The organism is Nocardia pseudobrasiliensis NBRC 108224, from assembly GCF_001613105.1.
In the GTDB taxonomy this organism is placed as follows: Bacteria; Actinomycetota; Actinomycetes; order Mycobacteriales; family Mycobacteriaceae; genus Nocardia; species Nocardia pseudobrasiliensis.
The window spans coordinates 1-23,969 of record NZ_BDBS01000067.1 but is presented as its reverse complement, the minus strand read 5'-3'; the positions used below and the strand labels follow the sequence as shown (position 1 = coordinate 23,969).

Sequence of the window (23,969 nt, the reverse complement as noted above, 5' to 3'; positions counted from 1 at the left end):
CCCACCCTGGCTTACCGTCCGTCGCGATCAGTCAGTCGCGAAACCTCGTAGCCGAGCAAACGCTCCGCCTCTTCGATACCACCCTGCAGATCGCCGACCGCGTTCATCTTCGTCAGATCCAGGCCGATGGTGACCAGGGTCAGCGCGATCTCCGAGGACAGGCCCGTGATGATGACGCTCGCGCCCATCAGGCCCGAGGCGTCCACGGTTTGCACAAGGTGGTTGGCGACAGTCGAGTCGATCTGCGGGACACCGGTGATGTCGACCACGACGACCTTGGCGCGATTGGCGCGAATCGCCCGCAGCAGCTGCTCGGTGAGCTGGCGGGCACGCTGGGAATCCAGCACGCCGATGATGGGGAGAATCAGTAACTGCTCGCGCACCTGCAGCACCGGAGTGGACAGCTCGCGAATGGCTTCCTGCTGCTGGCGGATGACGCGCTCGCGCTCCTGGACGAAGGATACGGCCACGGTGTTGGCGATCCGGTTCGCCGCGGGCTCGTAGGCGTCCAGAACCCGTTTCAGCAGATCGAAATTGGACTGGTACTTCTCGAACAGGCTGCGCGCGAGCACATCTCGCAGCAGCAGCACGATGCCGATGACCTCTTCGGTCTCCACGCCTCGGGGAATGATGCGTTCGGACAGGTCGCGGGCGTAGGCCTGCAGCGCCTCGACGCTACCGGTCTCGAGCACCTCGACGTAGTTGTCGAAGATCGAGGTCGCCTCGGAGAAGATCTCCTCCGGCGTCATCGCGGTGAGCAGCTGGGCGTCGGTGATGCGCCGGGCCCATTCCTCGCGCAGCTCGGTGCGATTCTGACGCAGGTGTTCGACCAGCTCCGGAAGGAGGTTGTCGACCGGGCCGGCCGGCCGTGAATCCGGCGACAGGCCGATGGACACGTCGGACATTGGAATCTCCTGCCCCTTTCGTTAAGGGTAGGTCGGGTTGCTCGTCAGGGTAAGGCTCGCACACGGCTGCTCATCGCTTGCCATTGTCGAGCCTAGTCTTACCCCATACCCGATGGGGCACAAACCAAACCTGTCCGTTCAGGCTTGTCGCCGCATTTCGGACACACCGGCGCCCACATCCTTGCGGTGGTGGGCGAGCAGGGTGTCGTAGATATCGGCGAGGCTGGAGAGCTGCTCGCGATCCAGGACATCGATCATATTGCGTCGGACGCTGTCGACATGCGCGGGGGCGGCGGTGCCCAGGACCTCGGAGCCCTTGGCGGTGAGTACCGCCGCGGTCCGCCGGGCATCGTCCGGAATCGACTCGCGCGCAACCAGTCCGCGCTTCTCCATCCGGGTGATCTGATGCGACAACCGGCTCTGCGACCATTCCAGTACGGCGGCCAGGTCGGCGAAGCTGCGGCGATGCTCGGGGGCGTCGGCGAGGCGGGCCAGCACCGTGTACTCGACATAGGTGAGATTGGAGGCGCGCAGCGAATCGCGTCCCACCGCCGCGGCGATCAGGTCGCGGGTGAACACGAAGCCGAGCCAGGCGCGCATCTCGAGGTCGTCGAGCCAACGGGGTTCGGTCACGATTCCTCTCCAGGTCCCTGCTCTGTCAATGCTATTGCCTCCGTGTTGTCGACCACCACTTCAAACGACAGGTACACCGCCTGAGTTGAAGGTGCAACCTGGGGCTCGTACCGGCAAGATTAGGCTTGCCTGAGATCAACCGCGCGGCGGGCGGTGTTTACAGTGCGATTCGAGCTTGACCCTGAACCCGCCCATAGGAGTGCGATCGTGACCGCGCCTGATTTCCTCTACTCGGATCTGCTGCCGACCGGGGCCGACGAGACCCCGTACCGGTTGCTCACCACCGAGGGGGTCAGCACCTTCACCGCGGGCGGGCGCACCTTCCTGCAGGTCGATCCCGAGGCGCTGCGGTTGCTGACCGCCGAGGCGATGCACGACATCAGCCACTATCTGCGCCCGGCGCATCTGACCCAGCTGCGCAAGATCATCGATGATCCGGAGTCCTCGGGCAACGACCGGTTCGTGGCGCTGGATCTGCTCAAGAACGTCAACATCTCCGCGGGCGGCATTCTGCCCATGTGCCAGGACACCGGCACCGCGATCGTGATGGGTAAGAAATCCGAGGGCGTGCTGACCGGCGTCGACGACGCCGAGTGGATCAGCCGCGGCGTCTACGACGCCTACACCAAGCTGAATCTGCGGTATTCGCAGCTGGCCCCGATCACCATGTGGGACGAGAAGAACACCGGCTCGAATCTGCCCGCACAGGTCGAATTGTATTCCGCCGCTGGCGATCCCGCGCATCCGGCGTACAAGTTCCTGTTCATGGCCAAGGGCGGCGGTTCGGCGAACAAGTCGTTCCTCTACCAGGAGACCAAGGCGATCCTGAATCCGGATCGGATGCTGGAGTTCCTGGACGAGAAGATCCGTTCGCTGGGCACCGCGGCCTGCCCGCCCTATCATCTGGCGGTCGTGATCGGCGGCACCTCGGCCGAATTCGCCCTGAAAACGGCGAAATACGCCTCGGCGCACTATCTGGACAATATGCCGACCGAGGGTTCCATGGCGGCGCACGGGTTCCGGGACCTCGAGCTCGAGGAGCAGGTGTTCAAGCTCACCCAGTCCTTCGGCATCGGCGCGCAATTCGGCGGTAAGTACTTCTGCCACGACGTGCGGGTGATCCGGTTGCCGCGCCACGGCGCGAGCTGCCCGGTGGCCATCGCGGTGTCCTGTTCGGCGGACCGGCAGGCGCTGGCCAAGATCACCCCCGAGGGCGTGTTCCTCGAGCAGCTGGAACGTGAACCGGCGCAGTATCTTCCGGAGCAGACCGACGAGATCCTCGGCGGCGACGTGGTGAAGATCGATCTGAACCGGCCGATGTCGGAGATCCGCGCCGAACTGTCGAAATATCCTGTGAAGACCCGGCTTTCGCTGAGCGGGCCGCTGGTGGTGGCGCGCGATATCGCGCACGCCAAGATCAAGGAGCGCCTCGACGCGGGCGAGGAGATGCCGCGGTACCTGCGCGATATGGCCGTCTATTACGCGGGTCCGGCCAAGACTCCCGACGGATACGCCTCCGGGTCGTTCGGCCCGACCACCGCGGGCCGGATGGACTCCTATGTCGACCAGTTCCAGGCCGCGGGCGGTTCATTCGTGATGCTGGCCAAGGGAAATCGGTCCGCGCAGGTCACCAAGGCGTGCAAGGAACACGGCGGCTTCTATCTGGGTTCGATCGGCGGCCCGGCGGCCCGGCTCGCCCTGGACTGCATCAAATCCGTCGAGGTCCTCGAATATCAGGAGCTCGGCATGGAGGCGGTGTGGAAGATCGAGGTCGAGGACTTCCCGGCCTTCATCGTCGTCGACGACAAGGGCAACGACTTCTTCGCCGAGACGCAGAAGCCGATCGCGCTGCGGGTGCGGACGCGGTCCAAGGAACGGGTCTAGGTCACACCGTCACACCGCGAGGCCCGGTCGCAGGCGGCGGCCGGGGTCGACGGTGGCCCGCAGGGTGCGGAGCAGGTTCAGATTCGGGCCGTAGTAGCGGCGCGGGTCGTCGTCGGGTTCGAGGTAGTTGACGTAGCCGCCCGTCGAGGCGACGGCTCGATGGGCGTCGGCGATCCAGGCGCGGGCGGCGCGCGGGTCGGCGGGGTTGTCGGCCAGCCACTGCAGGGTCGCGGCGTGGGTGCGCCAGGGGAATGCGGTGGCGTCGGGCGGGGTGTCGTGGATCGCGCCGTCGAGCGGGTCGATGAGTACGTAACCGGTTGCGCCGCTGCGGGATCGGGCCGCGACGAGATCGGTGATGGTCTGGGCCGCGGCGGGGGAAAGTTCGGTGAGGACGTCGGATCCGGCGGCCTTGTTCGAGCGCGGGGTCCTCGCGCCGCCGCCCAGATCCGCGGCGGCGGCCGAGGGGGCGAGCGTGCGGCGATCCACCGACAGCGGCGCGACTGTTGCGGCGGTGGACAATTCGGCGGTCGCGGCCTCGCCCCGGCCCGGCGGGCAGACGATCAGGGCCGCGCAGTCGAGTCCGTCGGTGGCGGTGGAGATCTGGATATTGGCCCAGACCGTGCGATCGGCGGCGGGCATCCAGCGCGCCCAGCCGGTGAGGACCTGGGTGGCGGCGGCGCCGGGGAAACGCACGCGCACAATATCTTTGGCTACGGCCGGGATGGTGCGCAGTGTCAGGGAGGTGACGATGCCGATCACGCCGCCCGCGCCGCGCAGGGCCCAGAACAGGCCGGGGAACCGATCTTGCGAGACCGTCGCGGCACTTCCGTTGGGTAGGACCAGATCCGCGGACACCAGCCGATCGCAGCTGAGGCCGTAGCGGCGCGATTCGACACCGAGTCCGCCGCCGAGGGTCAGCCCCGCGACGCCCACGGTCGGACAGGTGCCCAGCGCCAGCGTGACGCCCGAGGGAGCGAGGGCCTGTTGGACGGCCGTGATCGTCGTGCCCGCGCCGACGGTGACCAGATCGCCGTGGCGTGCGACAGTCGACAGCGCGCGCAGGTCGATGACCAACGCGCCCGAGGTGGCCGAGGCCCCGACATAGGAATGCCCACCGGCCCGCACCGCCACCGGCAGTTCGTGATCGCGCGCGAATACGACCGCGCTGCGGACATCGGCGGCGTCGGCGGCCCGAACCACGCCCAGCGGTGCGGATTCGTCGAATCGGGGCTCGAATACGGCCTTGGCCGAATCGAATTCGCTGTCGCCCGGCGATACGACCGTTCCGCGCAGCCGCCGCCGCAGATCGTCCCAGGCCCGGTCATCGATTGCGTCCGCTCGTGCCACGCCGCGGGACAGTACTCCCGCGGCCGCCGCCCAGCCGATCCCGGCGAGGAGAAGCCGCCGCGACGGTTCCGTCCGATCGTGTCCCATACGCCTCGATCTACCCGTTGCTCCCATTGCGAATCGGATTCCCGCGGTGTCGGATTCGGTTGCCGCTAGGGCCGGTCCTGTTCTCGATGCGGTGGTCGGGTCCGGCCCCGGCGCGGTATCCGGGTGGAGGTCCGGCGGACCGGCCGCCCGTGCGGTCGCACCGGTTCCGGGGCCGTCGCCGATTTCGGCGGCCTGGCGCTGGTTTCCGGCTGTTCGGTGTCGTCGGGTCGCAGATATTTCCGTTGCGGAGCGATCGCGGTGAGTACCACCAGCGTTGCCGCGCCGAGTGCGGCCGCGATCGGAATCAGCGCACTCGTCGAAATCGGAAGTGCCACGCCACGACGTTAGCCGGTGCGTTGCTCCTCTTCCCGGCGGACACGCGCTCGGAGATCGAATCCATACCAGCCGTACCACGCTCGGCACAGCACATAGGCGATCGCGGTCGTCACCACCAGGGTCAGATCCACGAGTGCGGAGGTCTGCGATTCGGCCGCACCCCGATGAGCGCCCACAACCAACCCTTGCGGGCGGCCGCAACTCGGCGGATCAGCCGGATTCGGCCGGGTGGGCGGCGACGGGCTGGGCGGACAGGTCGAGCAGGACCAGCGCGTCGTGATCGGGAGTGCCGGGCCGGGCCAGGTAGACGACCATGCGCTGGCCGTTGTTCTCGGCGAGAGGGAGGTTTTCGACGTCGAGGTGTATGCGACCGACGGTCGGGTGGTGGTAGAGCTTGGTCCCCGCTCGGTCGCGTGGGCGCACCTCGTCGTCGCGGTGCCAACGGCGCGCGAATTCCGGGCTCTTGACGCACAATTCGCCGACGAGGGACGCGAGTTCGGGATCGTCGGGGGCCGCCACGGCCCTCGCGCGCAACCGGGCGATGTGGTGGGTCAGCAGATCGTCGCGATCGGGCCAGAGGGTGCGCGCGGCCGGGTGCAGGAAGTGGTAGCGAATCAGATTGCGCCGCAGGGGCGGAAGATCGGTGATGCCCGGAAAGACGGCCAGTCCGGCGGGATTGGCGGCGAGTAGATCGTTGATATGGCTGACGATGAACGCCGGACTGGGGCGCATGGTCTCGAGGAGCAGCAGCGCGGTCGGGCGGACCGCGCGATCGACGGTGTGCCGGGCGGGTCGGTGTCCGGAGACACGGGCGGCCACGGCTTTCAGATGTGTGGTCTGGGCCTCGGTCATCCGCAGCGCTTCGGCGATCCGGCTCAGCACGGCCGCACTGGGATCGGTCTCCCCACCCTGCTCGAGACGCACGTAGTAGTCCACGCTCACCCCGGCCAGGGTGGCCACCTCCTCGCGGTGCAGACCCGGCGTCGGCCGCGCTCCGGCCGTCGGCAGGCCCACCTCGGCCGGTCGTACCTGTTCGCGTCGCGCTCTCAGATATCTGCCCAGTTCTCCGCAGTCGGTCATCGCGATTCATTGTAGAAAGCGACGCGTGCATCAAAGTGCCTGTGACACAACCGGGATACGCGCGGTCGGGTCGCCCGACGGCCCGGCGCGCGGCGTCGCGGGCCACCGGCGGCGGCGGGCCGGGACACGACGAGGCGGCCGGGCCTGGGGCGATCGGATCGGCAGCAATGGTTACGATCGGCGGCGTGCTGCGAGAAATAGCGGGATCAGCGGTTCTGGTGGGTGTCGCCGTATGGGGTCCGGCGCTGTCCGGACCGGCCGCCGGTGCGCTCGAATCGGCCGCCGGGACCGCGGGTCTGGATCCGCTGCTGGCCGCCGCCTACACCCTCGCCGAGCAGGAGGCCCACGCGTCGGGCGTGCCGATGTCGGTCACCTCGGGTTATCGCAGCTACGCCGATCAGCAGGCGCTGTGGGAGGACGGTATTCGCACCTACGGCAGTCCCGAGGCGGCGCGGCGGTGGGTGCTGCCGCCCGGGGAGTCGACCCATGTCCAGGGGCGTGCGATCGATGTGGGTCCCGAACAGGGCGCGCGCTGGCTCGAGACGAACGGCGCCCGCTGGGGTCTGTGCCGGACCTACGAGAACGAGTACTGGCATTTCGAATTGGCGACCACACCCGGCGGCACATGTCCGCCGCGGCTGCCCGACGCCAGCGAACGGTAGCTGGAGGCGCTCACCCAGCAAACTTTTGCGGACACGCCGATTGTCCGCCCTGGAATCCATGCTTTCGGGTCCGGTGTTCGGCATTCTGTTGTGCTGGCGGTAGCTCGGTATACGGCCGGGCGCTCGAAAACGACGGAGGGTTCGAGTGGGACAGCGGGTTACTGGGGCGATCGAGTGGTCCGTGCCGTTCGGCGCGGTTCACCCCGACCAGGCGTGCAAACCGATAGCCGTCGGTTTCCGCGCGTACTGCCCGCCCGGCTGGCTGCTGCTGGAACTGCCGACCGCCCTGCTGCTGGCCGTCTTCGTCGGCACCGGCTGGCTCGGCTACGCCCAGCCCGCCACTCCCGGCTCCGACCGCCCCGCCCACGCGGTGGTGGTTCCCGCCGAGGGCCACCTGCCATCCCTGGGCACCCCACGCTGAGCCCATCGCAACTAGCCTGTGACACCACACTTTCCGACGGCAGCAAGCTGGAGGCTCGATGCGTTTCCTGGATGTGGTCGGCAGCCGCCGCATGGCGGTCACGGTCCTCGCCACGATCACCGGCATCTACTACCTGATAGTCGCCATCACCAACTGCACCGACACCGACACCAACCGCCGCGGCGTGTCCGCGGTGCTGTCGATGCGCCAGACCATTCACCACCCCTCGGTCGACTGGCACGCCATCACCAACGGCACGGCCGTCTGGATCGCCTACGTCCTCGTGGTGATCTGGGAATTCCTGATCGCCCTTGTCCTGCTGTCCGCCGCGGTCGCCTGGATCCGAACCCTGCGCGGCCGCCCGGCCCAGGCCCTGGCCACCAAGCTGTCCACCCTCGGCTGGACGATGGTGATCGTGCTGTTCGTGGGCGGATTCCTCACGATCGGCGGCGAGTGGTTCCGCATGTGGGCCAACAAGGAGGTCAACGCCTCCTCGGCGGCACTGCAGAACTTCCTCATCGCGGGGATCGGGTTGGTCCTGGTGCATCTTCCGGATCGCGATGTGCCCGCGCCGCCGAGCTGATCGACTTCCAGGACCGATCCTGTCCTATACCTCGGGCACCATGGGCGCATGACCGATACCCCCGCCCGGCTGCTTCGGCTGCTGTCGCTGCTGCAGACCCCGCGTGAATGGCCCGGTAGTGAGCTCGCGCGGCGGCTCGGGGTGACGGATCGGACCGTGCGGCGCGATGTGGAGCGGTTGCGGGAGTTGGGATATCCGGTGGAGGCGAGTATGGGGGCCGGGGGTGGGTATCGGTTGGCGGCGGGGGCGGCGCTGCCGCCGCTGGTGTTCGAGGATGAGGAGGCGGTGGCCGTCGCGGTGGGATTGCGGGTGGCGGCGGGGCAGGCGGTGGCGGGGATCGAGGAGGCGGCGGTGGGGGCGCTGGCGAAATTGGAGCAGGTGTTGCCGGGGCGGTTGCGGCGGCGGGTTCGGGTGGTGGCGGGGGCCACCAGTGCGGTGGGCGGGGAGGGGGCGATGGCGGATCCGGAGGTGTTGGCGAATATCGCTGCGGCGGTGACTAATCGGGAGCGGCTGCGGTTCACGTATCGGCGCGGGGAAGAGGTCACGCGGCGGCATGTCGAGCCGCAGGGCCTGGCCGTGGCGGGGCGGCGGTGGTATCTGGTGGGATTCGATCTGGACCGGTCGGATTGGCGAAGCTTTCGGGTGGATCGGATGGCCGAACCGCTTCCGACCGGAGCCCGCTGTGTTGCCCGCACATTGCCCGCCGCCGATGCCGCGGCCTTCGTATCGGGTGACCGATCCGATTGGGGCACACCGCGGTACCGGGTCGACCTCACCATCGCGGCCCCGGCGCATCGAATCTCGGGGCGGCTGGGGGAGCGCGCCGACGGGCTGGAAACGCTCGACACGCGACGCTGCCGACTGCGCGGTGAACGCGACGACGACCCCAATTGGCTTGCCGCGCGCCTGATTTCACTCGGCGTGGATTTCGAGATCCGCGACTCCCCGGAACTGGCGGCCGCCCTGCGCGCGCTGGCGGCTCGGCTCGAGCGCGCGCTGTCGACCGCGCGCTGACGTTCCGACCAGGCGGTCCGCGTCAGCCAACCTCCGGCGAATCCGCTTGCTCCGCTTCGTAATCCGGCCCGCTGTGCGACCATGAAAGCGAAGCGGTTCGACCTCGAGCACGACCACGGTACGGACGGTGGGGGTCGTATGAGCGATATGCGCGCGGTATTGCGGGCGGCGTGCCTGCAGGCCGGAATACCTGCCGACCGTGAGCCGTTGCGGCTGGGTTCGGGCGCGATCTACCGATTGTCCGACGGCCTGATCGCGCGAATCCATCGGCGCATGGCGGCCGCCGAGCGGGCGGTGGTCGGGGCGCGCTGGTTGCGGGACTCGGAAATCGATGCGGTACAACCGGTTTCGGATATCGAACAGCCCGTGCCCAGTCACGATCACGCCGTCACCTTCTGGCACGAACTACCGCCCTACCGACCCGCCACGCCCGCCGAACTGGGCGCGACGCTGGCGCGCCTGCATCAACGGCCGCATACGACCGATCTCGATCTGGGCCTGATCGATCCGTTCGGCCCGCTGGAACTGCGCATCCGGCAGGTGCGCGTACTGGGCGAGGCCGACCGCGCCTGGCTGCTGGATCATGTGGCCGCCCTGCGCGACCGCTGGACCGCGCTGCCCGGCGGACGACCCTGGACGGTCATCCACGGCAACGCCACAGCGAATTCGGTGATCGTCACCCGCGACGGCCGCGTGCTGCTGCGCAATCTCGATCAGCTCGCGGTCGGACCGCCGGAATGGGATCTGGTGCCCAGCGCCCTGGACCTGATGTCGCTGGGCTGGACCACCACCCATCAGTACGCCGAATTCACCCGCGCCTACGGCCGCGACGTGCTGCGCTGGCCGGGCTACTTCCTGCTGCGTGACATCCGCGAACTGACCCTGGTGACCGGCGCCGCGCGGGCCGCGCGCACCCATCCGAACTACCGCGCCCAGGCCCTCTACCGGCTGTCGTGCCTGCGTGGTGACGAGGGTCCGCGACCGTGGCCCGGCTGGTGGCGGCCGCCGTCCTCCTCGCTGGTGGCGGCCATGGTGATTCGACGGGTGTGACCGCCGTCATGGGCGAAATTGGGCAAAGGTCCTAAACTCCGGCTAATCGTTAGCAACAAAGCGCATATCTCGAGCCGGGGAGTGCCTGTGAATACTGTCAAGCTGCTATCGATCGGGCGGCGGTCGATCGGCGTGTTCGGTGCTGCCGCGGTGATCGGACTGGCCGCGACGCAACCCGCGTCGGCGGAATTCGTCGATCCGGCCGCGTACGGACTGCGGATTCTGCATCAGGATTCGGCCTCGACGATGGACGGTTTCCGTCTCATGGTGACCGAGGCGAATACATCCTCGCGCAGTGTCGCGCCGCTGGACGGCAATCCGCTCAGCCGTGAGGCGTTTCTGTCCAGCGTCGCGATCGGTCAGGTCGACGGACCGGTCGGCGCGACCCTGGCGGGCGCGACGCTCGATGTCGGCTTCGAGGTGGGCGTGCCGTGGTCGCTGCAGAACATCGCCGTCGATGTGTACACCCCGAACCTTCAGGTCAACGGCGGCGTGAATGCCGGGGTATCGGTTCCGCTGACCATTGGGCCGACCGGGCCGTCGATCGGCATCAGCCCGCAGGTCGGCGCGCAGGCCGGGGCGACGGCGACCGTGCTGCCCTCGCAGGAGCTGGTGTTCTCGGTGACCCCCGGCGGCATCGATGAGAAGAGTTTCGCGACCCTGACCCTGACCAGTCCGCTGGTCTACCTCGACCTGTCGAATGTGCATCTGAGCGTGAAAGGGGCACTGGGACAGGTGAATCTGCGGCTGTATGTGAAGCTGACCGTCGCGACCACGGCCGGACAGGCCACCCGGATGATCTACAGCGATCCGATCACCCTGTAACGCTCACGGATCGACGATCTTACCCGGATTGAGCAGATTATCCGGATCCAGTGCTCGTTTGATCGCGGCCATGATCGCGACCGCGGGCCCGTGCTCCTCGGGCAGATACCGCTTCTTGGCCAGCCCGATGCCGTGCTCGCCGGTCGCGGTGCCGCCGACGGCCAGCGCGTGGCGCACCACCTGATCGGAATACTGTTGCGCGGCTTCGGCTTGCGCGTCGGTATACGGAACGATCGAGTGCACGTTGCCGTCGCCGATATGCCCCGCCACACTCACCGCCAGCCCGAACTGCCCGCCCAGCCGGGTGGCGGCGTCGACGGCATCGGCGATGCGGGAGAACGGAACCGCGGTATCGGTCACCATGAAGCGGTGGCCGGGACTCGCGGCCTTGAGGGCGAAGAACAGGTTGTGGCGGTCCTCCCACAGAGTGTGGCGTTCGCCGTGGGTGCGGGCGGTGGCGATATCGATCGCGTCGTGTGCGCGGCAGACCCGGGTGATCTCCCGCTCATCGGCGACCGCCGCGGGCTCCGAGGCCGCTTCGAGATCGATGAAAAGCGCTGGCGCCTCGGCATAGTCGGCGTCCCGGAACGCGTTGATAGCGGCCATGCTGACCGCATCGACCAGTTCCAGTCGGCTCACCGGTAGCGCGAGCCCGAGCATCTCCACTGCCGCCGCGACCGCGTCGGCCACGCTCGGAAACGAAATACGCAGTGAGCGCAGCCATTCCGGAATCGGATGCAGTCGCACCGTCAGCTCGGTGATGATGCCCAGCGTCCCCGCCGAGCCGATCAGCAGATCCTTCAGGTCGTAGCCGCTCGAGGTCTTGCGCACCGGACGGCCCAGTCGGGCGGCGGTGCCGTCGGCGAAAACCGCTTGCAAAGCAAGCACATTCGCGCGCATCCCGCCGTAACGGACGGTGGTGGTGCCGCTGGCATTGGTGGCGGCCATTCCGCCGAGCGAGGCGTCCGCGCCCGGATCGACGGTGAACTGCAAACCGTATTCGGCCGCGGCGGCATTGAGGGCGGTGCGGGTGAGGCCGGGCTGCACGGTCGCGGTGAAATCGTCCGGGCTGATGTCGACGATCGCGTCGGCGGCGGACAGGTCGACGATCAGTTCGTCCCCGCGCGCCAGCAGATGTCCCTCGAGGCTGGTGCCGGCGCCGCGGGCGATGAGCGGCGTGCGGGTGCGGCGCGCCCAGTCGACGAGTGCGACCACATCGTCGGTGCTGGTCACCGCGGCGATGCCGCGGGGGCGGCGGCCCGGGCGGCCGGTCTCGTCGACGAGATATTGATCGAGTATCGCGTCACGGGTTTCGATCGGAACCGGTGGTGGATCGGTGAGTGCGGTCACCGGCCGAATGCTAGGCCCGCCGTTGTCGTCACGCGAGGGCATTCGGGTGAGTCGGTGTCAGTTCGGATGTCCGGGGATGAGGTGGGCGACCGCGCTGTAGCGCAGGACCGTGGGGTGATCGCCGCGCATCGCACCGGTGACGGGTTCGAGCAGTACGCCCACGTGATCGCCGAAATCGTAGCGGTCCAGGATGTTTCCGGTGAACCAGCCCGGCGTGGCGGCCAGGATGGGCAGGCCGCCGGGGCCCGGGTACCACTCGCAGTGGGTGAATTTGTCCAGCCCGTCGCCGCTTTCGGAGCCGAACAGCCGGGCCAGTGGCAGCTGTCCGGCGGCGAGCAGATGCACCGCGAGCGCCTCGGCGTCGGCGGCGACCCGGAAGGTGTTGTTGGCCTTGGACAATCCGACCAGATAGCGGCGTGGATCGATACTCACCTGGGTGGCGAAGCCGACCAGGCAGCCCGCGCGCCGCCCGTCGGCCTCGGTGGTGACGACGACCATGGGATGATCGGCGGCCGCGACGAATTCGTCGAAGAATTCCTGGGCCGGTTCGGTAGCGCCGGACATGATCTCTCCTCGATCGTGCGGTGCCGTCAGAAGTCGAGTGGGGGAATGCGCGCGTAGACCCCCGGATAGCCGGGCTGACCGGCGCCCTTGCCCCACGAGGTGACGGCCACGATCCTACCGTCGACCAGAAGCGGGCCGCCGCTGTCGAATTCGCCGGTATCGGCGTCGGTCGAGCCCGCGCACAGCGCCTCGGCGGGATCATAGGCGTCGCCGTAGGCCGTCGCGCAGTCCGCGTCGGCGCGCAGCGGGACCGCGGCCGCGTGCAGCCGCGCCTCGGACAGATCACCGCTGGCGGTCAGGCCCCAGCCCAGGACCGTGCCCGAATCACCGTGCGGCGCGGCGATTCCCACGGTCGGCAGGTCCACCGGCTGGGCCAGGGTGAGCACCGCGATATCGTGATGCAAGGCGATATCGCCGTCGGACAGCGACGGGCGGAAGCCGGGTTGCAGCCGAATCGACTTGACCCCCACCGTGATTCCGCCGCCCGCCGCCATATCGGTGCGGCCGAAGGTGACCCGCAGCGCCGTGGGCGCGACCGCGGCGAATACCGCGCAGTGCCCGGCGGTCAGCACCCGATCCGGCGCGATGAGCGCGCCCCCGCAGAACTGGCCGCCCGGGCGCAGGGGGAACGCCGGTGAGCCGATCGCCGCGAGCCAGGGATAGGCCGCGGCGTCGGCGTCGGCGCCGCCGACCACCGCCTGCGCCGGTCCCGCGACGCCGAGTCCGATGAACGCGGCCGCCGCCAGCGCGATCGCACGACGGAACATCTGCACGAGATCAACCTCCAGGCTCGACCCGATATTCGTCGGATCATTCAATCAGACCGCACCTGAGCGTGCCGAGCGGCGAATTCTGTCGGTGTTCGTGTCTACGGTGGACGGGGGAGTACCTGGGGCGAATTCGCGGCCGCCGCGCCGCGTATCGCCGAGATCTTTCTGCGCCGCCACGCCGCCACCCGCAATCTGTGGCTGCTGGCCTCGGCCGTCGTGGTCGGCGACGATCATCTCGACATCCTGATCTGGCAGCCCGGCCGCGGCGAATTCGTCGTCCGCAAACACTGATCAGCGAGTCGGCGGCCGCAGCAGCGCGCCGGTGCGCACACCGCGCGCGGTGCGTGCGGCGACCGCCAGCCAGGCGGCAACGAGCAGGACGTACAGGGCGACCGCGACCAGGGCGAAGACGTTCGCGCCGGTGCGGGCGTAGAGCACGGTGCTGCCGGTGACGCAGGTGCCGAGGGGGAAGGTGAAGCCCCACCAGGTGAGGTTGAACGGCATGGCCTTTCGCGCGCGCAGCGTCACCGCGAGGGCCAGCCCCAGCCACAACATCGCGAAACCCCATGCGGCGACGCCGTATACGACCGCGAAGACCGCCAGGCCCGACGCGTACAGGGACGGGAGCGCCTGCGGCGCGGTATCGGCCAGCAGCCCGGCCGCGGTCACCGACTGTCCCAGCGGGCCCAGTACCAACCACACCGTGGCCACGGCCCCGGCGGCGGGCGGGCCGAAATGCAGCAGCCGCGACCAGATCAGCGCGAGGGTGATCAGCGCCGCGATCAGGCTGAGCCCGAACAGCGCCAGACATGCGAGCACCAGGGTCAGTCGGAGCTGTCCGGCGGGGGTGTGCGGGACGAGCATCGCGCCGGTGGCCGCGGACACCATCGGCGGTACGACCGGCATGATCCAGCCGCCGAACGCCGCGTCCGGCTCGTAGGTGTGCCGGGTGATCATCCGATAGGGAATGGCGAACGCGCTGAGCAATCCGAGCGCCGTGCCCGCCGACCACAGCACCCAGTCGACGGTCACGGCCGCGGTCATACCGATGACATCGCGCCCCACCAGCAGCGCACCCAGTCCGACGGTCAGCAGCGCCATCGGCGGCGCGCCGTAGAACTGCGACATGACCGGATGCGCGCCGTGCCCGCGCGCGATCGCGGGGTACCGCCGCCAATGCAGCGTCCACGCGGTGACGAGCACGAGCAGCAGTGCCGCGGCCAGCAGCCACACCACGGTCGCGAACGCGCGCTGACCGGGTACCCGCAGCGGCAGACTCACCGCCGCGTTCGCCACGATGCCGGTTCCCATCACCGCCGCGAACCAGTTCGGCCCGATATAGGCGAACGTGTCGGCACGGGCCGGGCTGGCTGGCGCGGGTGTGGCGGGTCGGTCGGTCAGGGTGGTCATATATAGAGCCTCGCGATGCGTCGGCGTGCCGGGTAGCCGGTACGGATCGATGGGTCCATAGAATCGTTCTATGCCGCTGTCTCCTCGCGTGCCGGATCTGACCGCCCTGGATCTGCTGCTGTCGGTGATCGAACTGGGCAGTCTCGGACGGGCGGCGCACGCGCACGGCATCAGCCAGCCCTCGGCGAGTTCGCGAATCCGCTATCTCGAGAAATTGGTCGGGGTGCCCGTACTCGAGCGCAGCACGCTCGGCTCGCGGCCGACGGCCGCGGGTGCGCTGATCGCCGAATGGGCGCGCTCGGTGGTGGACGCGGCGGCGCGGCTGGACGCGGGTATCGAAACGCTACGGGCGCAACGGGATTCGCAGTTGAGCGTGGCGGCCAGTCAGACCGTCGCGGAGTACCTGTTCCCGAAGTGGCTGATGGCCCTGCGAATCCGCTTGCCCGGCACCGCGATCGCGCTCGAGGCGGGCAATTCCGCGGAGGTGGTGCGTGCGGTGCGCGAGGGCCGCGCGACGATCGGGTTCGTCGAGGTGCCCGAGCCGCCCGAGGAGCTCGACGGTGAGGTGGTGGCCCGCGACCATCTGGTCGTGGTCGTCGCGCGCACGCATCATTGGGCCACGCGCGCCTCGATCGGCCCGGACGAGCTGGCCGAGACCCCGCTGATCTGCCGCGAACCCAGTTCCGGCACACGAATCGCCTTCGAACAGGCCATGATTCGACGCCGCCCCGGCTGGCGACCGGAGGTGCTGCTGGAACTGTCGTCCACCACCGCCATCAAATCCGCCGTCGCCGAGGGGATCGGGCCCGCGGTCCTCAGCTCCCTGGCCGTGCGCACCGAGCTGGCCGAGGGCGTGCTGATCTCACCCGCGCTCACCGATCTGGATCTGAGCCGTCCGCTGCGCGCGATCTGGCCGCATGGGAGCCGACCGGTCGGTCCGGCGCGGGATCTGTTGACGGTCGCCCGCGCGACACCGGTGGCCGACACTACGATTGCCGATGTGGGGCCAGCCTGAACCTGGCCCCACATCTCCCGATCACCGCGCGGGCGTGACGCTCAGTCGCGGCGGGCCCCACTCCGCGATGCGGACCGTCATCGACTCACCCACTTCCGGAACATGGTCCCAGGAATCCCTGTGCAACAGCGCATGGATCCCCGGAGCGACCTCGACGAACGCGCCGAACGGCACGACCGACGCCACGGTCGCCTCGACAAGGGAACCGGCCGCGTGGCCATCCTGGAACTCCTGCCATACGGCAAGGGAAACCTCGTGAGAGGACATTGATTTCACCTCCTTCCGCAATACCCGATCTCACTGGGATGCGTTCGGAGGGGCGGGCCCCTGGCCCGCACCGCGCTCACCGCGCGGCCGGGGAACCCGTCTGTGTGCGGCTGGTAGCCGACCCGGCAGTCACGATGATCAGATTAGCCCACCGCGAAGAAAATCCGAAGACGGGGGCATCCGCGCGCGGGACCGTGACGAATACTTCAGTACGAATGCTGTTCGATCACAGCAGGTTTGGTTCGCGCGCTCAGGGTCGAGATTGTATCTCGGCCGGTTCACCCGTGTTTCGGATAGTTGAAAATCGTGATGGCTGTCGGAGAGTGAGACCGACGTGGTTCTGGCTTTGATTGTCGCCGTCGTCAGTGCGGTGGTGGCGGTTGTCGTATTCGTGGCGGGGGCTAAATTCTGGCCGAAGGAGTGGCAGCGGGCCAGCGATGAATCGGCGGGGGACCAGGTAGTGGATCTGATCACCACCTTCTTCGTGGCGGTGGTGGCGTTCGTGGTCGTGCTGTGCTGGCAGCAGTACGACAACGCGCAGAACCATACGATCAACGAGGCCAAGGGGCTGGTGGCCACCTATTGGATCGCCCACGATCTGCCCGAACCCGAACATCAGAAGGTGCAGAGTCTGGTGCGGCAGTACACCGATCAGGTCCTCGGCTCGGAGTGGACGCTGATGGACAAGCAGAACCGGCTCGGCACCGAGCCCCAGAAGACCCTGTCGGAACTGCACGACACCGTGGCCGCGCTGCCCACCGACGACGCGGCCGTGGCAGATCTGCGTGGGAAGGCCTTCGACAGTCTGCAGGTCGTGATCGACGCGCGGCAGGATCGCGCGGTGGATGTCGGGCGCGGGGTGCCGAGCTTCCTGACGCTGGCGCTGTATGTCGGCACGATCCTGGTGCTGCTGAGCCCGGTGCTGTCGGGTATCCGGATCAGCTGGGGGAGCGTGCTGATGATCGGGCTGCTCGGCATCGTCATCGGCTCGGTACTGCTGCAGATCCACAATCTGGAGCGACCGTTCTCCGGCCAGACCCACGTTCCCCGAAGCGCTTTCGAGAACGCGGTGGCGACCTACAACCAAATCTCCTGAGCGGGTCGGTGATGGTGATACGAAGATCCGCCGCGGCGCTCGTCGCGGGCAGCGCGGCGATACTCCTGTCCGGACCGCCCGCACTGGCCGATCCGGGGCCGTTGGATCTACCGTTCGGACTCGGGTCCGGCAGTGCCACGCCCGATATCTCGCCCGGCAGCGTCGGGTCGGAGATCGACACCGGCAGCGCCTCGGCCGAAATCCCGCTCGCCCTGCGTCCGCCGGATCCGCCGCAACCGGCGATCCGGGCGCGCGTGCCGGCCCTCGATGAAACGCCTTCCACCGGAGGCGCTCTCGCGATACCGGGCCGAATGCCCGACGCCGTGGCCGACGGTCCGCCGCTGGCCCCGTCGCTCGATACCGGCAGTGTGCAGACGGCATGCGCGGGCAGCGCGGTCGCGGGCAGTTCGATGATTCTGCTCGGGCTGCTGACCGGCAGCGGCGGCGGCAGCTATCTGGTCGGGCCCGGTTCGGTGGTGATCGGTTGGGGCGGTTCGGGTCTGGGCAGTGTGGTGGTGGGCAGCGCGGTCACCGGTAGCGCGGTGCTGACGTGTCTGCTGTTGCTGCCCGCGCCGCCGCCCGCGCCGGAGTTGCCACTGCAACTCGGGCCGCCGCCCGCACCGCCACCGCCACCGCCCGTTCCGGCCCCGCCGCCGGTGGTGGTTCCGGTGGCCACACCCGAACCGGCCCCGCCCGCACCGCCCTCACCAGTGCCGCCGCGGCCGCGCTATCACGCCTCCGAGCCCGCCCCACGACCCGTCTTGCCCACGGGCTGGAATCCATTGCGCATGATGACGGTCCTGGTGATCTCGGTGATCGCCGTGGCGGGCGCGAAGGCCGCGGCGGCCCGGCGGCACTAGCTGCCCGGCAAACCGAAGCGCTCGGCGAACGCGGACAGTTGGTCGAGCTGTTCGTCGGCGGTGGCCGCGGTCGGGTTGATCACGATCCTGGTGACACCGTGTTCGGCGAGCCCGCCGATTTGTTCGTCGGTGAGCTCGACCGAGCCCCACCGGGTGTATTCGAGCGCGGCGGGATCGCGTCCGGACTCCGCGGCGAGCTTGCGCGCCAGCTCGAACTGGGCGTCGCGCTCGTGCTCGGTGAGCATGCCACCCGCGAAATAGCCGTCCCCGCGCAGGCCCGCGCGGCGCGCGGCCGCGCGGGTGGATCCACCGATATGAATTGGAAGTACCGATTCGCCAACCGGTTTCGGATAGCTGCACAGTTCGTCGAAGTCGAAGAACTCGCCGCGATGACTCACCCCCTCCGGCCCGCCCGACCACAGCAGCCGCAGCACATCGATCGCCTCGTCGGCGCGGCGACCGCGACCGCGGAAATCGACGCCCATCGCGCGGGCCTCACCCGGCAGTGCGCCGAGCCCAACGGTGAGCAGCCGCATTCGGCCCTTGGACAGCACATCGATCGTGGCCAGGCGTTTGGCCAGCACCACCGGATGCCGATACGGCAGCAACAGCACGCCGGTGCCGAGCAGCAGCCGCCGGGTCGCCGCGGCGACGAAGCTCAGCGCGTCCAGCGGATCGAAATAGGGCAGGGTGGGCGGCAATTCCCCCGCGCCGTAGGCAGCGCCGGGATACAGCGCGATATGGTCCTGCAGATATAGCGCCTCGAAACCACACCGCTCGGCATGTTCGGCGAACGCGACCAGTCGGTCGGGATCGGTGCCATGGGCCGGGGTGGCGTAGTTGATCGCGAACTTCACGGAATTCCTCGGGGATCGTCGGACGGGACGTGCGAGTGTGCGGTGAGTTCGCAGATCGGGGCCGCCGAATCGCCGAGCCGGCGCAGCAATTGCCGCCGCACCGCGGCGAGTTCGTCCATCGCCTCGGTCACCTCGGCCAGTCTGCGCCGCAGGGTGTCCACCGAATCCGGGCATTCGTCGCCGGAGCGGTACCCGTCGCGCAGGCAGGTGACGAACGCGCCCATCTCGGCGATATCGAAACCCAGCGCCAGCAGCGACCGGATCTTGTGCACGACGCGCAATTCCTCCTCGTCGTACACGCGATAGCCATTGGCCGACCGGCGCGCCCGGACCAGCCCGCGCTGCTCGTAGTACCGCAACATGCGCGCACTGGTTCCGGCGCGATCGGCGAATTCCCCGATCAGCATGCGACTCCTCCTCACACCGACGTCGGCGACGCTAAACCTTGTCACCGATGTCAAAGCAAGACGAGGCCGCGGTATTTCAGAACAGGCCGGTGCGCAGCAATGTGATTCGGGTGACGGCGTCGGTGAAGCTCGCGGCGTCGAGCCGCCCGCCGGAATAGGCGGCGGCGAGGGCGGCGGTGGCGGCCTCACCTTGGGCGAGGTCGCGACCGGAGCACAGAATGAGATCCATTCCGGCCGCGGCGGCGGCCACCGCGCGCTGACCGGTGTCACCGAACGCGCCGAGCGCACCGGCCTCCAGCGCGTCGGTGATCGTGATACCGCGGAAACCGTTGCGGCCGCGTAATTCCCGGCCCACGATCGTCGGCGAGAGTCCGGCGGGACGATCGGGATCCAGGGCCGGATAGACCGCCCAGGACAGCATCACCAATTTCACCCCTGCGAATACGGCCGCGGGATAGGGCGCCTCGTCGACCGCGCGCAGGGTGGACAGATCGGTATCGAGCACCACCGGGCCCAGATCCGTGTTCTGCCCGGCGGGCGCTTTACCCAGGCCCGGAAAGTGTTTGGCCGTGGCCGCGACGCCGGTGTTCTGCTGGGCGGCGATGAACGCCGCGCCGAGGGTGGTGACCAGGGCCGGATTGTCGCTGAACGAGCGCTGGGTGCGATCGATGAAATTGCCCGGAGTGTCGAAGACGTCCAGGACGGGAGCGAGATTGACATTCATACCGGCCGAGCGCAGTGTGCGCCCCGCGCCGAGTCCGGCATCCAGCGCCGCGCCGAGCGGATCGGCGCAACGGCCGACCTGTTTGGCCGACAGCACCGGTTCACCCGGCAGCCGCCGCACCAGGCCGCCCTCCTGATCGGTCATGAGCAGCAGCGGAACCCGAATCGGGCTCTGCGCCTGCGCCTGTCGCAGTTGCGCGACCACCCCGGCGATCTGCGCGATATCGGTGATGTTCTCCCCGAAGAAGATCACCCCGGCCGCGCGGCCCGCCCGAATGTGTTCGAACAGCGCGGGCGGGGGTGTGGGACCCGGATAGGAGTAGATCACCCGCTGTCCGGCCAGCCGCAGCGGATCCGGGTCCATGGGCTGGGCGTGTGCGCGGGTGAGTGAAACCCCCGCCGACACCAGCAGACCTGCGGACGCCGCTGCCAGGAAATGGCGGCGGCTGGGACGTTCGCACGAGCTGTTCGACCGCGGCATAACGACACTCCCTACCACACGGGTATCTCGATGGTCGCGCACAATGCGAGTCCGTGTCCGAGGATCCGGCCGCGGACCCCTATACCTGGGGCATCCGGCGTGAGAGCATGGGGCCGCCGTGCGCGTCCGGTGCGGTGGTGGGAGGGGACTCATGGCCGAGTCGCTGCTGTTCTTCGGCGGAACGATTGTCACCTGCGACGATTCGACGCCCGGGGCCGACAGTGTGCTCGTCACCGACGGTCGGATCGCGGCGATGGGCACCGAGCCGTGGCTGCGCAGCGTCGCGCACGCGCACGATGTGGTCGAGATCGATCTGGCCGGTGCGGCGCTGTTGCCGGGATTCATCGACGCCCACCACCATTTCCTGTGGGCCGCACTGGATCGCCGCGGCCCGAATCTGCGTGCCCTGCCGCCGAACACCGGAATCGACGAGGTGCTGGCGGCGGTGGCCACGCAGGCGGCCGAGACGCCCGGTGACGGTTGGGTGCGGCTGTTCGGTTATTCGCCGATCACGCTGCGGGAGCGACGGCATCCGACCCGCCGGGAACTCGACGCGGCGTGTCCGGATCGACCGCTGCTGGTGGCCGCGCACGGCTGGCATTCCGGAGCGCTCAACAGCGCGGCGTTCGACGCGATGGGGTGGCTGCCCCCGGTGCGGCCGCCGCAACACGGGCGAATCCCACTGGAGCGCAATGGGTTACCGCGCGGCGAGGTGTTCGAGGCGGCGCTGTATCTGGCCGAGGCCGCGTCCCGGGGATCGCTGACCGTCGACGCGGTCGAGGCGTGGCTGGCCGAAGCCCACGCGCACGCACTGGATCTGGCGGCCGCGGGGATCACGCGCATCGGTGACGCGGCGGTGGCGCCGGAATTCGACGCGCTCTACGAGCGGGCCGTCGCGGCGGATCTGCTGCCGATCACGGTGCACCGCATGCCGATCGGCGGTCGGACGCTGTTACAACCCCGGACCTCCGGTCCGGCCACCGGTTCGGGTCCGGCCCGCAGTCCGGTCGGCGCGGCGAAGTTGTTCCTCGACGGCGGGGAATCCTGCGCCGTGTGCCTGTCGGTGGGTGATCTGGTCCGGGTGGCGCGCGCGGTGCTGGGGCGGGCGGTGTCGGGTGCGGGACTGGCCGCCATTCGCGCTGTCACACAGGGGGAGTCGGTGCGGCCGGGGCTGGATCTGAGGTTTCATCGCGGCACGCTGTTCTGGGAGCAGCCGCGTTTGGAGGCGACCATCGCAGATGCCGCCGAACACGGACTGCAGGTCGCACAGCACGCGTTCGGCAACGAGGCGATCGAGCAGGCCTGCCGGGCGCTGGACCGCGTTCGCGCGCGCCTGGATCCGTTACCCGGGCGGCCGCGGCTGGAACACACCGTGTTCTGCGAACCGCCGCTCGCGGCCCGAATCGCGGATCTCGGTGCGATCGCGGTGGTCTCGCCGATCTGGCTGGACGATCTCAGCGCCGCGTTCGAACCCGTGCCCCCGCTGCCGAATCTCGGACCGATCCCGCTGCGCACCCTGACCGCCGCGGGCGTGACCCTTGCGGGTTGTTCGGACTACCCCAGCGCCGGATACCAGGTCCTGCCCGCCCTCCAGGCCGCGGCCACCCGCCGCGCCGCCGACGGCACGGTGCACGCCCCCGGCGAGGCGATCACCGTCACCCAGGCCCTGCGCGCCTACACCATGGGTTCGGCCGCCGCCCTGGGCGTCGCCGACATCGCGGGCAGTCTCACGGTAGGCAAGACCGCCGATCTCGTTGTCCTGGACCGTGATCCGCTCACCACCCACCCTGCCGAACTGTCCCGCATCCAGGTGCTGCGCACCTTTGTCGGCGGAACGCAGGTCTACAGTCCGGAATAGTCGGCGGTCAGCCTGGTGATGAAGGCTCCGATATTGGACAGCACGCGGTCGGATTTCTGTTCGGTGGTCAGGTCCTCGCGATAGCGGACGCCCAGGGCGGGTCGTTTCTTGTTGCGGGCATAGAGCGAGCAGTCCAGGTCGGTGCACATGTAGGTGCCGATCGAATTGCCCTGGCGGCCCGCCTCACCGGATTTGGCGGCGGTCATGAGGGAGACGCCGTGGCCGGTGTGGGTGGTCAGGCAAATGGTGCACATCTGGGCGCGGCCGGATCCGCCGGGCTGATAGCGCATGGCGATCCCGACGAGCCGATCATGTTGGGGGACGACCACATAGCAGCGTCCGGCGAACGATGGATCACTCCAGCCCAGGAAATCCAGATCGTCCCAGGGCAGATCGCGCAGCCCGCGCGGTAGGTGCAGGCGCTTGGCCTCTCCCTTGGAACAGTTGACGAACGACGCTCTGATGTCGTGTTCGGTAATGGGGTTCACTACCGTCTCCTTCCTACGAATATTAGGTTAAAAACTAATGCTCGTAGGGGCAACTGGTTTTCAGCCGTCGAAGACGATCTCGCCGGTGTGGCGGGTGAGGGTGACCTTCCCGGCCACGGTGAACCGAGCGCCCTCGGCGCGCAGTTCGATCGCCGGACCGGATTCGTAGGCGGTGAAGGTGGCCCGGTCGGGGAAGATGTACCGGCTCTCGACCCTGCCGTCGTCGAGGCGGGCGACCTGGCCCGATACGGCCGCGCCGAGTTCGATCACCTTGGCCGTGTGGCCGTCTCGCATCCAGGTCAGATAGTCCTCGCGGGCCTGGTCGTCGGCGAAATCCGCGATCACGGTGTAAGTGAACATGTCGACCATGTCACTACGAAAAGCGTTTCGCGGCACGTGTTTTCGTCGAATTCGAAATCGTGGCGGGCTGATTCGAGAGGATCGGGAGTGACCTGTGCAACAATATGACCGACTGGTCGCATTTATTGTCTACGCTCGGATCATGACCATTACCGATACGACACTCGCCGATGATCGGGCGCGGATGCGTGCGGTCATCGAAACGTTCTACGAGCGCACCTCCGCGAAAGATATCGACGGTGTGCTCGAACTGTGCACCGACGATCTGCGGATGCGCATTCCGTTCGATCCGGTCGAAGAGGTGCGGGAGGTCGTCGGAAAGGAAATCGTGCGCGTCGCGGGCAAGGCGGCGCTCGAGGCGTACGGCTCCTACCGGCAGATCGTGACCCGCATCGAGCCGATGCTGGATCCGAATTCCTGGCTGGTCTCGGTGAAGGGAGATCTGACGGTGCTCAGCACCGGGCGTGACTATCGCAACGACTATCTGACGATCCTGCGCTTCAGGGACGGCCGGATCGCCGAATGGGCGACCTATCACGATCCGATCCGGCAGTTGATCGCCTTCGACGCGATCGAGGCGCCCACCGTCGCGGGTCCGTAACGACGTTGTGCCGCAGCGTCGCTCGCGTGGTCTAG

29 protein-coding genes are annotated in these 23,969 nt (G+C 68.4%); 12 read left to right on the top strand and 17 right to left on the bottom strand.

The features are described 5' to 3' along the window. Nucleotides 1-11 precede the first annotated feature (11 nt). Both NP4_RS36925 and NP4_RS36920 read right to left on the bottom strand, forming a co-directional pair. Nucleotides 12-905, bottom strand: a complete 894-nt coding sequence (locus tag NP4_RS36925; protein WP_068008318.1) for an STAS domain-containing protein — start codon at nt 903-905, stop codon at nt 12-14. Nucleotides 906-1,043: 138 nt separating this feature from the next. Further along, nucleotides 1,044-1,538: a MarR family winged helix-turn-helix transcriptional regulator gene (locus tag NP4_RS36920; protein WP_062506680.1), complete on the bottom strand. Its 495-nt coding sequence runs from the start codon at nt 1,536-1,538 to the stop codon at nt 1,044-1,046. 207 nt (nt 1,539-1,745) lie between these two features. Here NP4_RS36920 and NP4_RS36915 point away from each other — a divergent pair, with 207 nt between their 5' ends. Continuing rightward, nucleotides 1,746-3,422: a fumarate hydratase gene (locus NP4_RS36915; RefSeq protein ID WP_068008312.1), complete on the top strand. Its 1,677-nt coding sequence runs from the start codon at nt 1,746-1,748 to the stop codon at nt 3,420-3,422. A gap of 9 nt (nt 3,423-3,431) precedes the next feature. On the opposite strand, the gene NP4_RS36910 is transcribed toward NP4_RS36915, so the two are convergent. The 4 genes from NP4_RS36910 to NP4_RS36900 all read right to left on the bottom strand — a co-directional run bounded on the left by NP4_RS36910 (nt 3,432) and on the right by NP4_RS36900 (nt 6,272). Continuing rightward, a complete protein-coding gene (locus NP4_RS36910) occupies nt 3,432-4,769 on the bottom strand; it encodes an FAD-binding oxidoreductase (RefSeq protein ID WP_169813857.1) in 1,338 nt (445 codons plus the stop codon). Nucleotides 4,770-4,921: 152 nt separating this feature from the next. Continuing rightward, nucleotides 4,922-5,191, bottom strand: coding sequence for a hypothetical protein (locus NP4_RS36905; protein WP_068008306.1), 270 nt, complete (start codon nt 5,189-5,191; stop codon nt 4,922-4,924). A 9-nt stretch (nt 5,192-5,200) separates the two neighbouring features. After that, nucleotides 5,201-5,368, bottom strand: a complete 168-nt coding sequence (locus NP4_RS41395; RefSeq protein ID WP_156524971.1) for a hypothetical protein — start codon at nt 5,366-5,368, stop codon at nt 5,201-5,203. Between the two features lie 34 nt (nt 5,369-5,402). Continuing rightward, a complete protein-coding gene (locus NP4_RS36900) occupies nt 5,403-6,272 on the bottom strand; it encodes a helix-turn-helix domain-containing protein (RefSeq protein WP_068008303.1) in 870 nt (289 codons plus the stop codon). 176 nt (nt 6,273-6,448) lie between these two features. Between NP4_RS36900 and NP4_RS36895 the strand changes: the two genes are divergently transcribed. The 6 genes from NP4_RS36895 (at nt 6,449) to NP4_RS36870 (ending at nt 10,827) form a co-directional block, all read left to right on the top strand. Further along, a complete protein-coding gene (locus NP4_RS36895) occupies nt 6,449-6,934 on the top strand; it encodes a M15 family metallopeptidase (protein ID WP_373863898.1) in 486 nt (161 codons plus the stop codon). A 145-nt stretch (nt 6,935-7,079) separates the two neighbouring features. Continuing rightward, nucleotides 7,080-7,355: a hypothetical protein gene (locus tag NP4_RS36890; protein WP_147287844.1), complete on the top strand. Its 276-nt coding sequence runs from the start codon at nt 7,080-7,082 to the stop codon at nt 7,353-7,355. Nucleotides 7,356-7,413: 58 nt separating this feature from the next. Beyond that, a complete protein-coding gene (locus NP4_RS36885; RefSeq protein ID WP_068008296.1) occupies nt 7,414-7,938 on the top strand; it encodes a DUF2165 domain-containing protein in 525 nt (174 codons plus the stop codon). Between the two features lie 48 nt (nt 7,939-7,986). Next, nucleotides 7,987-8,952: a helix-turn-helix transcriptional regulator gene (locus tag NP4_RS36880; RefSeq protein WP_068008293.1), complete on the top strand. Its 966-nt coding sequence runs from the start codon at nt 7,987-7,989 to the stop codon at nt 8,950-8,952. Between the two features lie 81 nt (nt 8,953-9,033). Then, complete coding sequence (locus tag NP4_RS36875) at nt 9,034-10,002, top strand: phosphotransferase (protein WP_082876550.1); 969 nt, start codon at nt 9,034-9,036, stop codon at nt 10,000-10,002. An 87-nt stretch (nt 10,003-10,089) separates the two neighbouring features. Then, nucleotides 10,090-10,827, top strand: a complete 738-nt coding sequence (locus NP4_RS36870) for an MspA family porin (protein WP_068008290.1) — start codon at nt 10,090-10,092, stop codon at nt 10,825-10,827. Between the two features lie 3 nt (nt 10,828-10,830). On the opposite strand, the gene NP4_RS36865 is transcribed toward NP4_RS36870, so the two are convergent. Genes NP4_RS36865 through NP4_RS36845 form a run of 5 tightly spaced genes read right to left on the bottom strand, consistent with a single transcriptional unit; the run spans nt 10,831 to nt 14,921 of the window. Continuing rightward, nucleotides 10,831-12,177: an FAD-binding oxidoreductase gene (locus tag NP4_RS36865; RefSeq protein ID WP_068008287.1), complete on the bottom strand. Its 1,347-nt coding sequence runs from the start codon at nt 12,175-12,177 to the stop codon at nt 10,831-10,833. A gap of 57 nt (nt 12,178-12,234) precedes the next feature. Continuing rightward, the gene (locus NP4_RS36860) at nt 12,235-12,741 is read right to left on the bottom strand and encodes a flavin reductase family protein (RefSeq protein WP_068008284.1); all 507 of its coding nucleotides are present in this window, start codon (nt 12,739-12,741) and stop codon (nt 12,235-12,237) included. A 26-nt stretch (nt 12,742-12,767) separates the two neighbouring features. After that, nucleotides 12,768-13,559 (bottom strand): serine protease, encoded by a 792-nt coding sequence (locus NP4_RS36855; protein ID WP_245997070.1) that lies wholly within the window; start codon nt 13,557-13,559, stop codon nt 12,768-12,770. After that, on the bottom strand, nt 13,560-13,799 hold the full coding sequence (locus tag NP4_RS36850) for a hypothetical protein (RefSeq protein ID WP_068008281.1): 240 nt from the start codon (nt 13,797-13,799) through the stop codon (nt 13,560-13,562). Between the two features lie 3 nt (nt 13,800-13,802). Continuing rightward, nucleotides 13,803-14,921, bottom strand: coding sequence for a TDT family transporter (locus NP4_RS36845; RefSeq protein WP_068008279.1), 1,119 nt, complete (start codon nt 14,919-14,921; stop codon nt 13,803-13,805). Between the two features lie 70 nt (nt 14,922-14,991). Here NP4_RS36845 and NP4_RS36840 point away from each other — a divergent pair, with 70 nt between their 5' ends. After that, nucleotides 14,992-15,936, top strand: a complete 945-nt coding sequence (locus NP4_RS36840; protein ID WP_068008276.1) for a LysR substrate-binding domain-containing protein — start codon at nt 14,992-14,994, stop codon at nt 15,934-15,936. A 21-nt stretch (nt 15,937-15,957) separates the two neighbouring features. On the opposite strand, the gene NP4_RS36835 is transcribed toward NP4_RS36840, so the two are convergent. Next, the gene (locus NP4_RS36835) at nt 15,958-16,203 is read right to left on the bottom strand and encodes a S1 RNA-binding domain-containing protein (RefSeq protein WP_068008274.1); all 246 of its coding nucleotides are present in this window, start codon (nt 16,201-16,203) and stop codon (nt 15,958-15,960) included. A gap of 334 nt (nt 16,204-16,537) precedes the next feature. Between NP4_RS36835 and NP4_RS36830 the strand changes: the two genes are divergently transcribed. Then, nucleotides 16,538-17,299, top strand: coding sequence for a bestrophin-like domain (locus NP4_RS36830; RefSeq protein WP_068008271.1), 762 nt, complete (start codon nt 16,538-16,540; stop codon nt 17,297-17,299). Nucleotides 17,300-17,310: 11 nt separating this feature from the next. Beyond that, the gene (locus NP4_RS36825) at nt 17,311-18,159 is read left to right on the top strand and encodes a hypothetical protein (protein WP_068008268.1); all 849 of its coding nucleotides are present in this window, start codon (nt 17,311-17,313) and stop codon (nt 18,157-18,159) included. On the opposite strand, the gene NP4_RS36820 is transcribed toward NP4_RS36825, so the two are convergent. The 3 genes from NP4_RS36820 to NP4_RS36810 all read right to left on the bottom strand — a co-directional run bounded on the left by NP4_RS36820 (nt 18,156) and on the right by NP4_RS36810 (nt 20,627). Continuing rightward, nucleotides 18,156-19,016, bottom strand: coding sequence for a TIGR03619 family F420-dependent LLM class oxidoreductase (locus tag NP4_RS36820; protein WP_068008265.1), 861 nt, complete (start codon nt 19,014-19,016; stop codon nt 18,156-18,158). The two genes, NP4_RS36825 and NP4_RS36820, sit on opposite strands and share 4 nt — an antisense overlap. Beyond that, nucleotides 19,013-19,423, bottom strand: coding sequence for a MerR family transcriptional regulator (locus NP4_RS36815; RefSeq protein WP_068008263.1), 411 nt, complete (start codon nt 19,421-19,423; stop codon nt 19,013-19,015). The genes NP4_RS36820 and NP4_RS36815 overlap by 4 nt, the downstream gene beginning before the upstream one ends. Nucleotides 19,424-19,499: 76 nt before the next feature. Next, on the bottom strand, nt 19,500-20,627 hold the full coding sequence (locus NP4_RS36810; protein WP_068008260.1) for a glycoside hydrolase family 3 N-terminal domain-containing protein: 1,128 nt from the start codon (nt 20,625-20,627) through the stop codon (nt 19,500-19,502). A 151-nt stretch (nt 20,628-20,778) separates the two neighbouring features. Between NP4_RS36810 and NP4_RS36805 the strand changes: the two genes are divergently transcribed. Further along, nucleotides 20,779-22,485 (top strand): amidohydrolase, encoded by a 1,707-nt coding sequence (locus tag NP4_RS36805; protein ID WP_068008257.1) that lies wholly within the window; start codon nt 20,779-20,781, stop codon nt 22,483-22,485. On the opposite strand, the gene NP4_RS36800 is transcribed toward NP4_RS36805, so the two are convergent. Together NP4_RS36800 and NP4_RS36795 are read right to left on the bottom strand one after the other, a co-directional pair. Then, a complete protein-coding gene (locus NP4_RS36800) occupies nt 22,470-22,973 on the bottom strand; it encodes an FBP domain-containing protein (protein ID WP_068008254.1) in 504 nt (167 codons plus the stop codon). The genes NP4_RS36805 and NP4_RS36800 overlap by 16 nt on opposite strands. Nucleotides 22,974-23,033: 60 nt before the next feature. Further along, complete coding sequence (locus NP4_RS36795; protein WP_068008374.1) at nt 23,034-23,333, bottom strand: hypothetical protein; 300 nt, start codon at nt 23,331-23,333, stop codon at nt 23,034-23,036. Between the two features lie 142 nt (nt 23,334-23,475). Between NP4_RS36795 and NP4_RS36790 the strand changes: the two genes are divergently transcribed. Beyond that, complete coding sequence (locus NP4_RS36790) at nt 23,476-23,934, top strand: nuclear transport factor 2 family protein (protein ID WP_114755485.1); 459 nt, start codon at nt 23,476-23,478, stop codon at nt 23,932-23,934. Nucleotides 23,935-23,969 lie beyond the last annotated feature (35 nt).

What these genes read in the sequence shown, in the direction of transcription:
- NP4_RS36815 (WP_068008263.1), bottom strand. Translation starts at nt 19,423, where the DNA reads ATGCTGATCGGGGAATTCGCCGATCGCGCCGGAACCAGTGCGCGCATG.
- NP4_RS36835 (WP_068008274.1), bottom strand. Translation starts at nt 16,203, where the DNA reads ATGTCCTCTCACGAGGTTTCCCTTGCCGTATGGCAGGAGTTCCAGGAT.
- NP4_RS36825 (WP_068008268.1), top strand. Translation starts at nt 17,311, where the DNA reads ATGGTGATACGAAGATCCGCCGCGGCGCTCGTCGCGGGCAGCGCGGCG.
- NP4_RS36925 (WP_068008318.1), bottom strand. Translation starts at nt 905, where the DNA reads ATGTCCGACGTGTCCATCGGCCTGTCGCCGGATTCACGGCCGGCCGGC.
- NP4_RS36845 (WP_068008279.1), bottom strand. Translation starts at nt 14,921, where the DNA reads ATGACCACCCTGACCGACCGACCCGCCACACCCGCGCCAGCCAGCCCG.
- NP4_RS36875 (WP_082876550.1), top strand. Translation starts at nt 9,034, where the DNA reads ATGAAAGCGAAGCGGTTCGACCTCGAGCACGACCACGGTACGGACGGT.
- NP4_RS36805 (WP_068008257.1), top strand. Translation starts at nt 20,779, where the DNA reads ATGGCCGAGTCGCTGCTGTTCTTCGGCGGAACGATTGTCACCTGCGAC.
- NP4_RS36840 (WP_068008276.1), top strand. Translation starts at nt 14,992, where the DNA reads ATGCCGCTGTCTCCTCGCGTGCCGGATCTGACCGCCCTGGATCTGCTG.
- NP4_RS36880 (WP_068008293.1), top strand. Translation starts at nt 7,987, where the DNA reads ATGACCGATACCCCCGCCCGGCTGCTTCGGCTGCTGTCGCTGCTGCAG.
- NP4_RS36810 (WP_068008260.1), bottom strand. Translation starts at nt 20,627, where the DNA reads ATGCCGCGGTCGAACAGCTCGTGCGAACGTCCCAGCCGCCGCCATTTC.
- NP4_RS36860 (WP_068008284.1), bottom strand. Translation starts at nt 12,741, where the DNA reads ATGTCCGGCGCTACCGAACCGGCCCAGGAATTCTTCGACGAATTCGTC.
- NP4_RS36885 (WP_068008296.1), top strand. Translation starts at nt 7,414, where the DNA reads ATGCGTTTCCTGGATGTGGTCGGCAGCCGCCGCATGGCGGTCACGGTC.
- NP4_RS36795 (WP_068008374.1), bottom strand. Translation starts at nt 23,333, where the DNA reads ATGTTCACTTACACCGTGATCGCGGATTTCGCCGACGACCAGGCCCGC.
- NP4_RS36900 (WP_068008303.1), bottom strand. Translation starts at nt 6,272, where the DNA reads ATGACCGACTGCGGAGAACTGGGCAGATATCTGAGAGCGCGACGCGAA.
- NP4_RS36790 (WP_114755485.1), top strand. Translation starts at nt 23,476, where the DNA reads ATGACCATTACCGATACGACACTCGCCGATGATCGGGCGCGGATGCGT.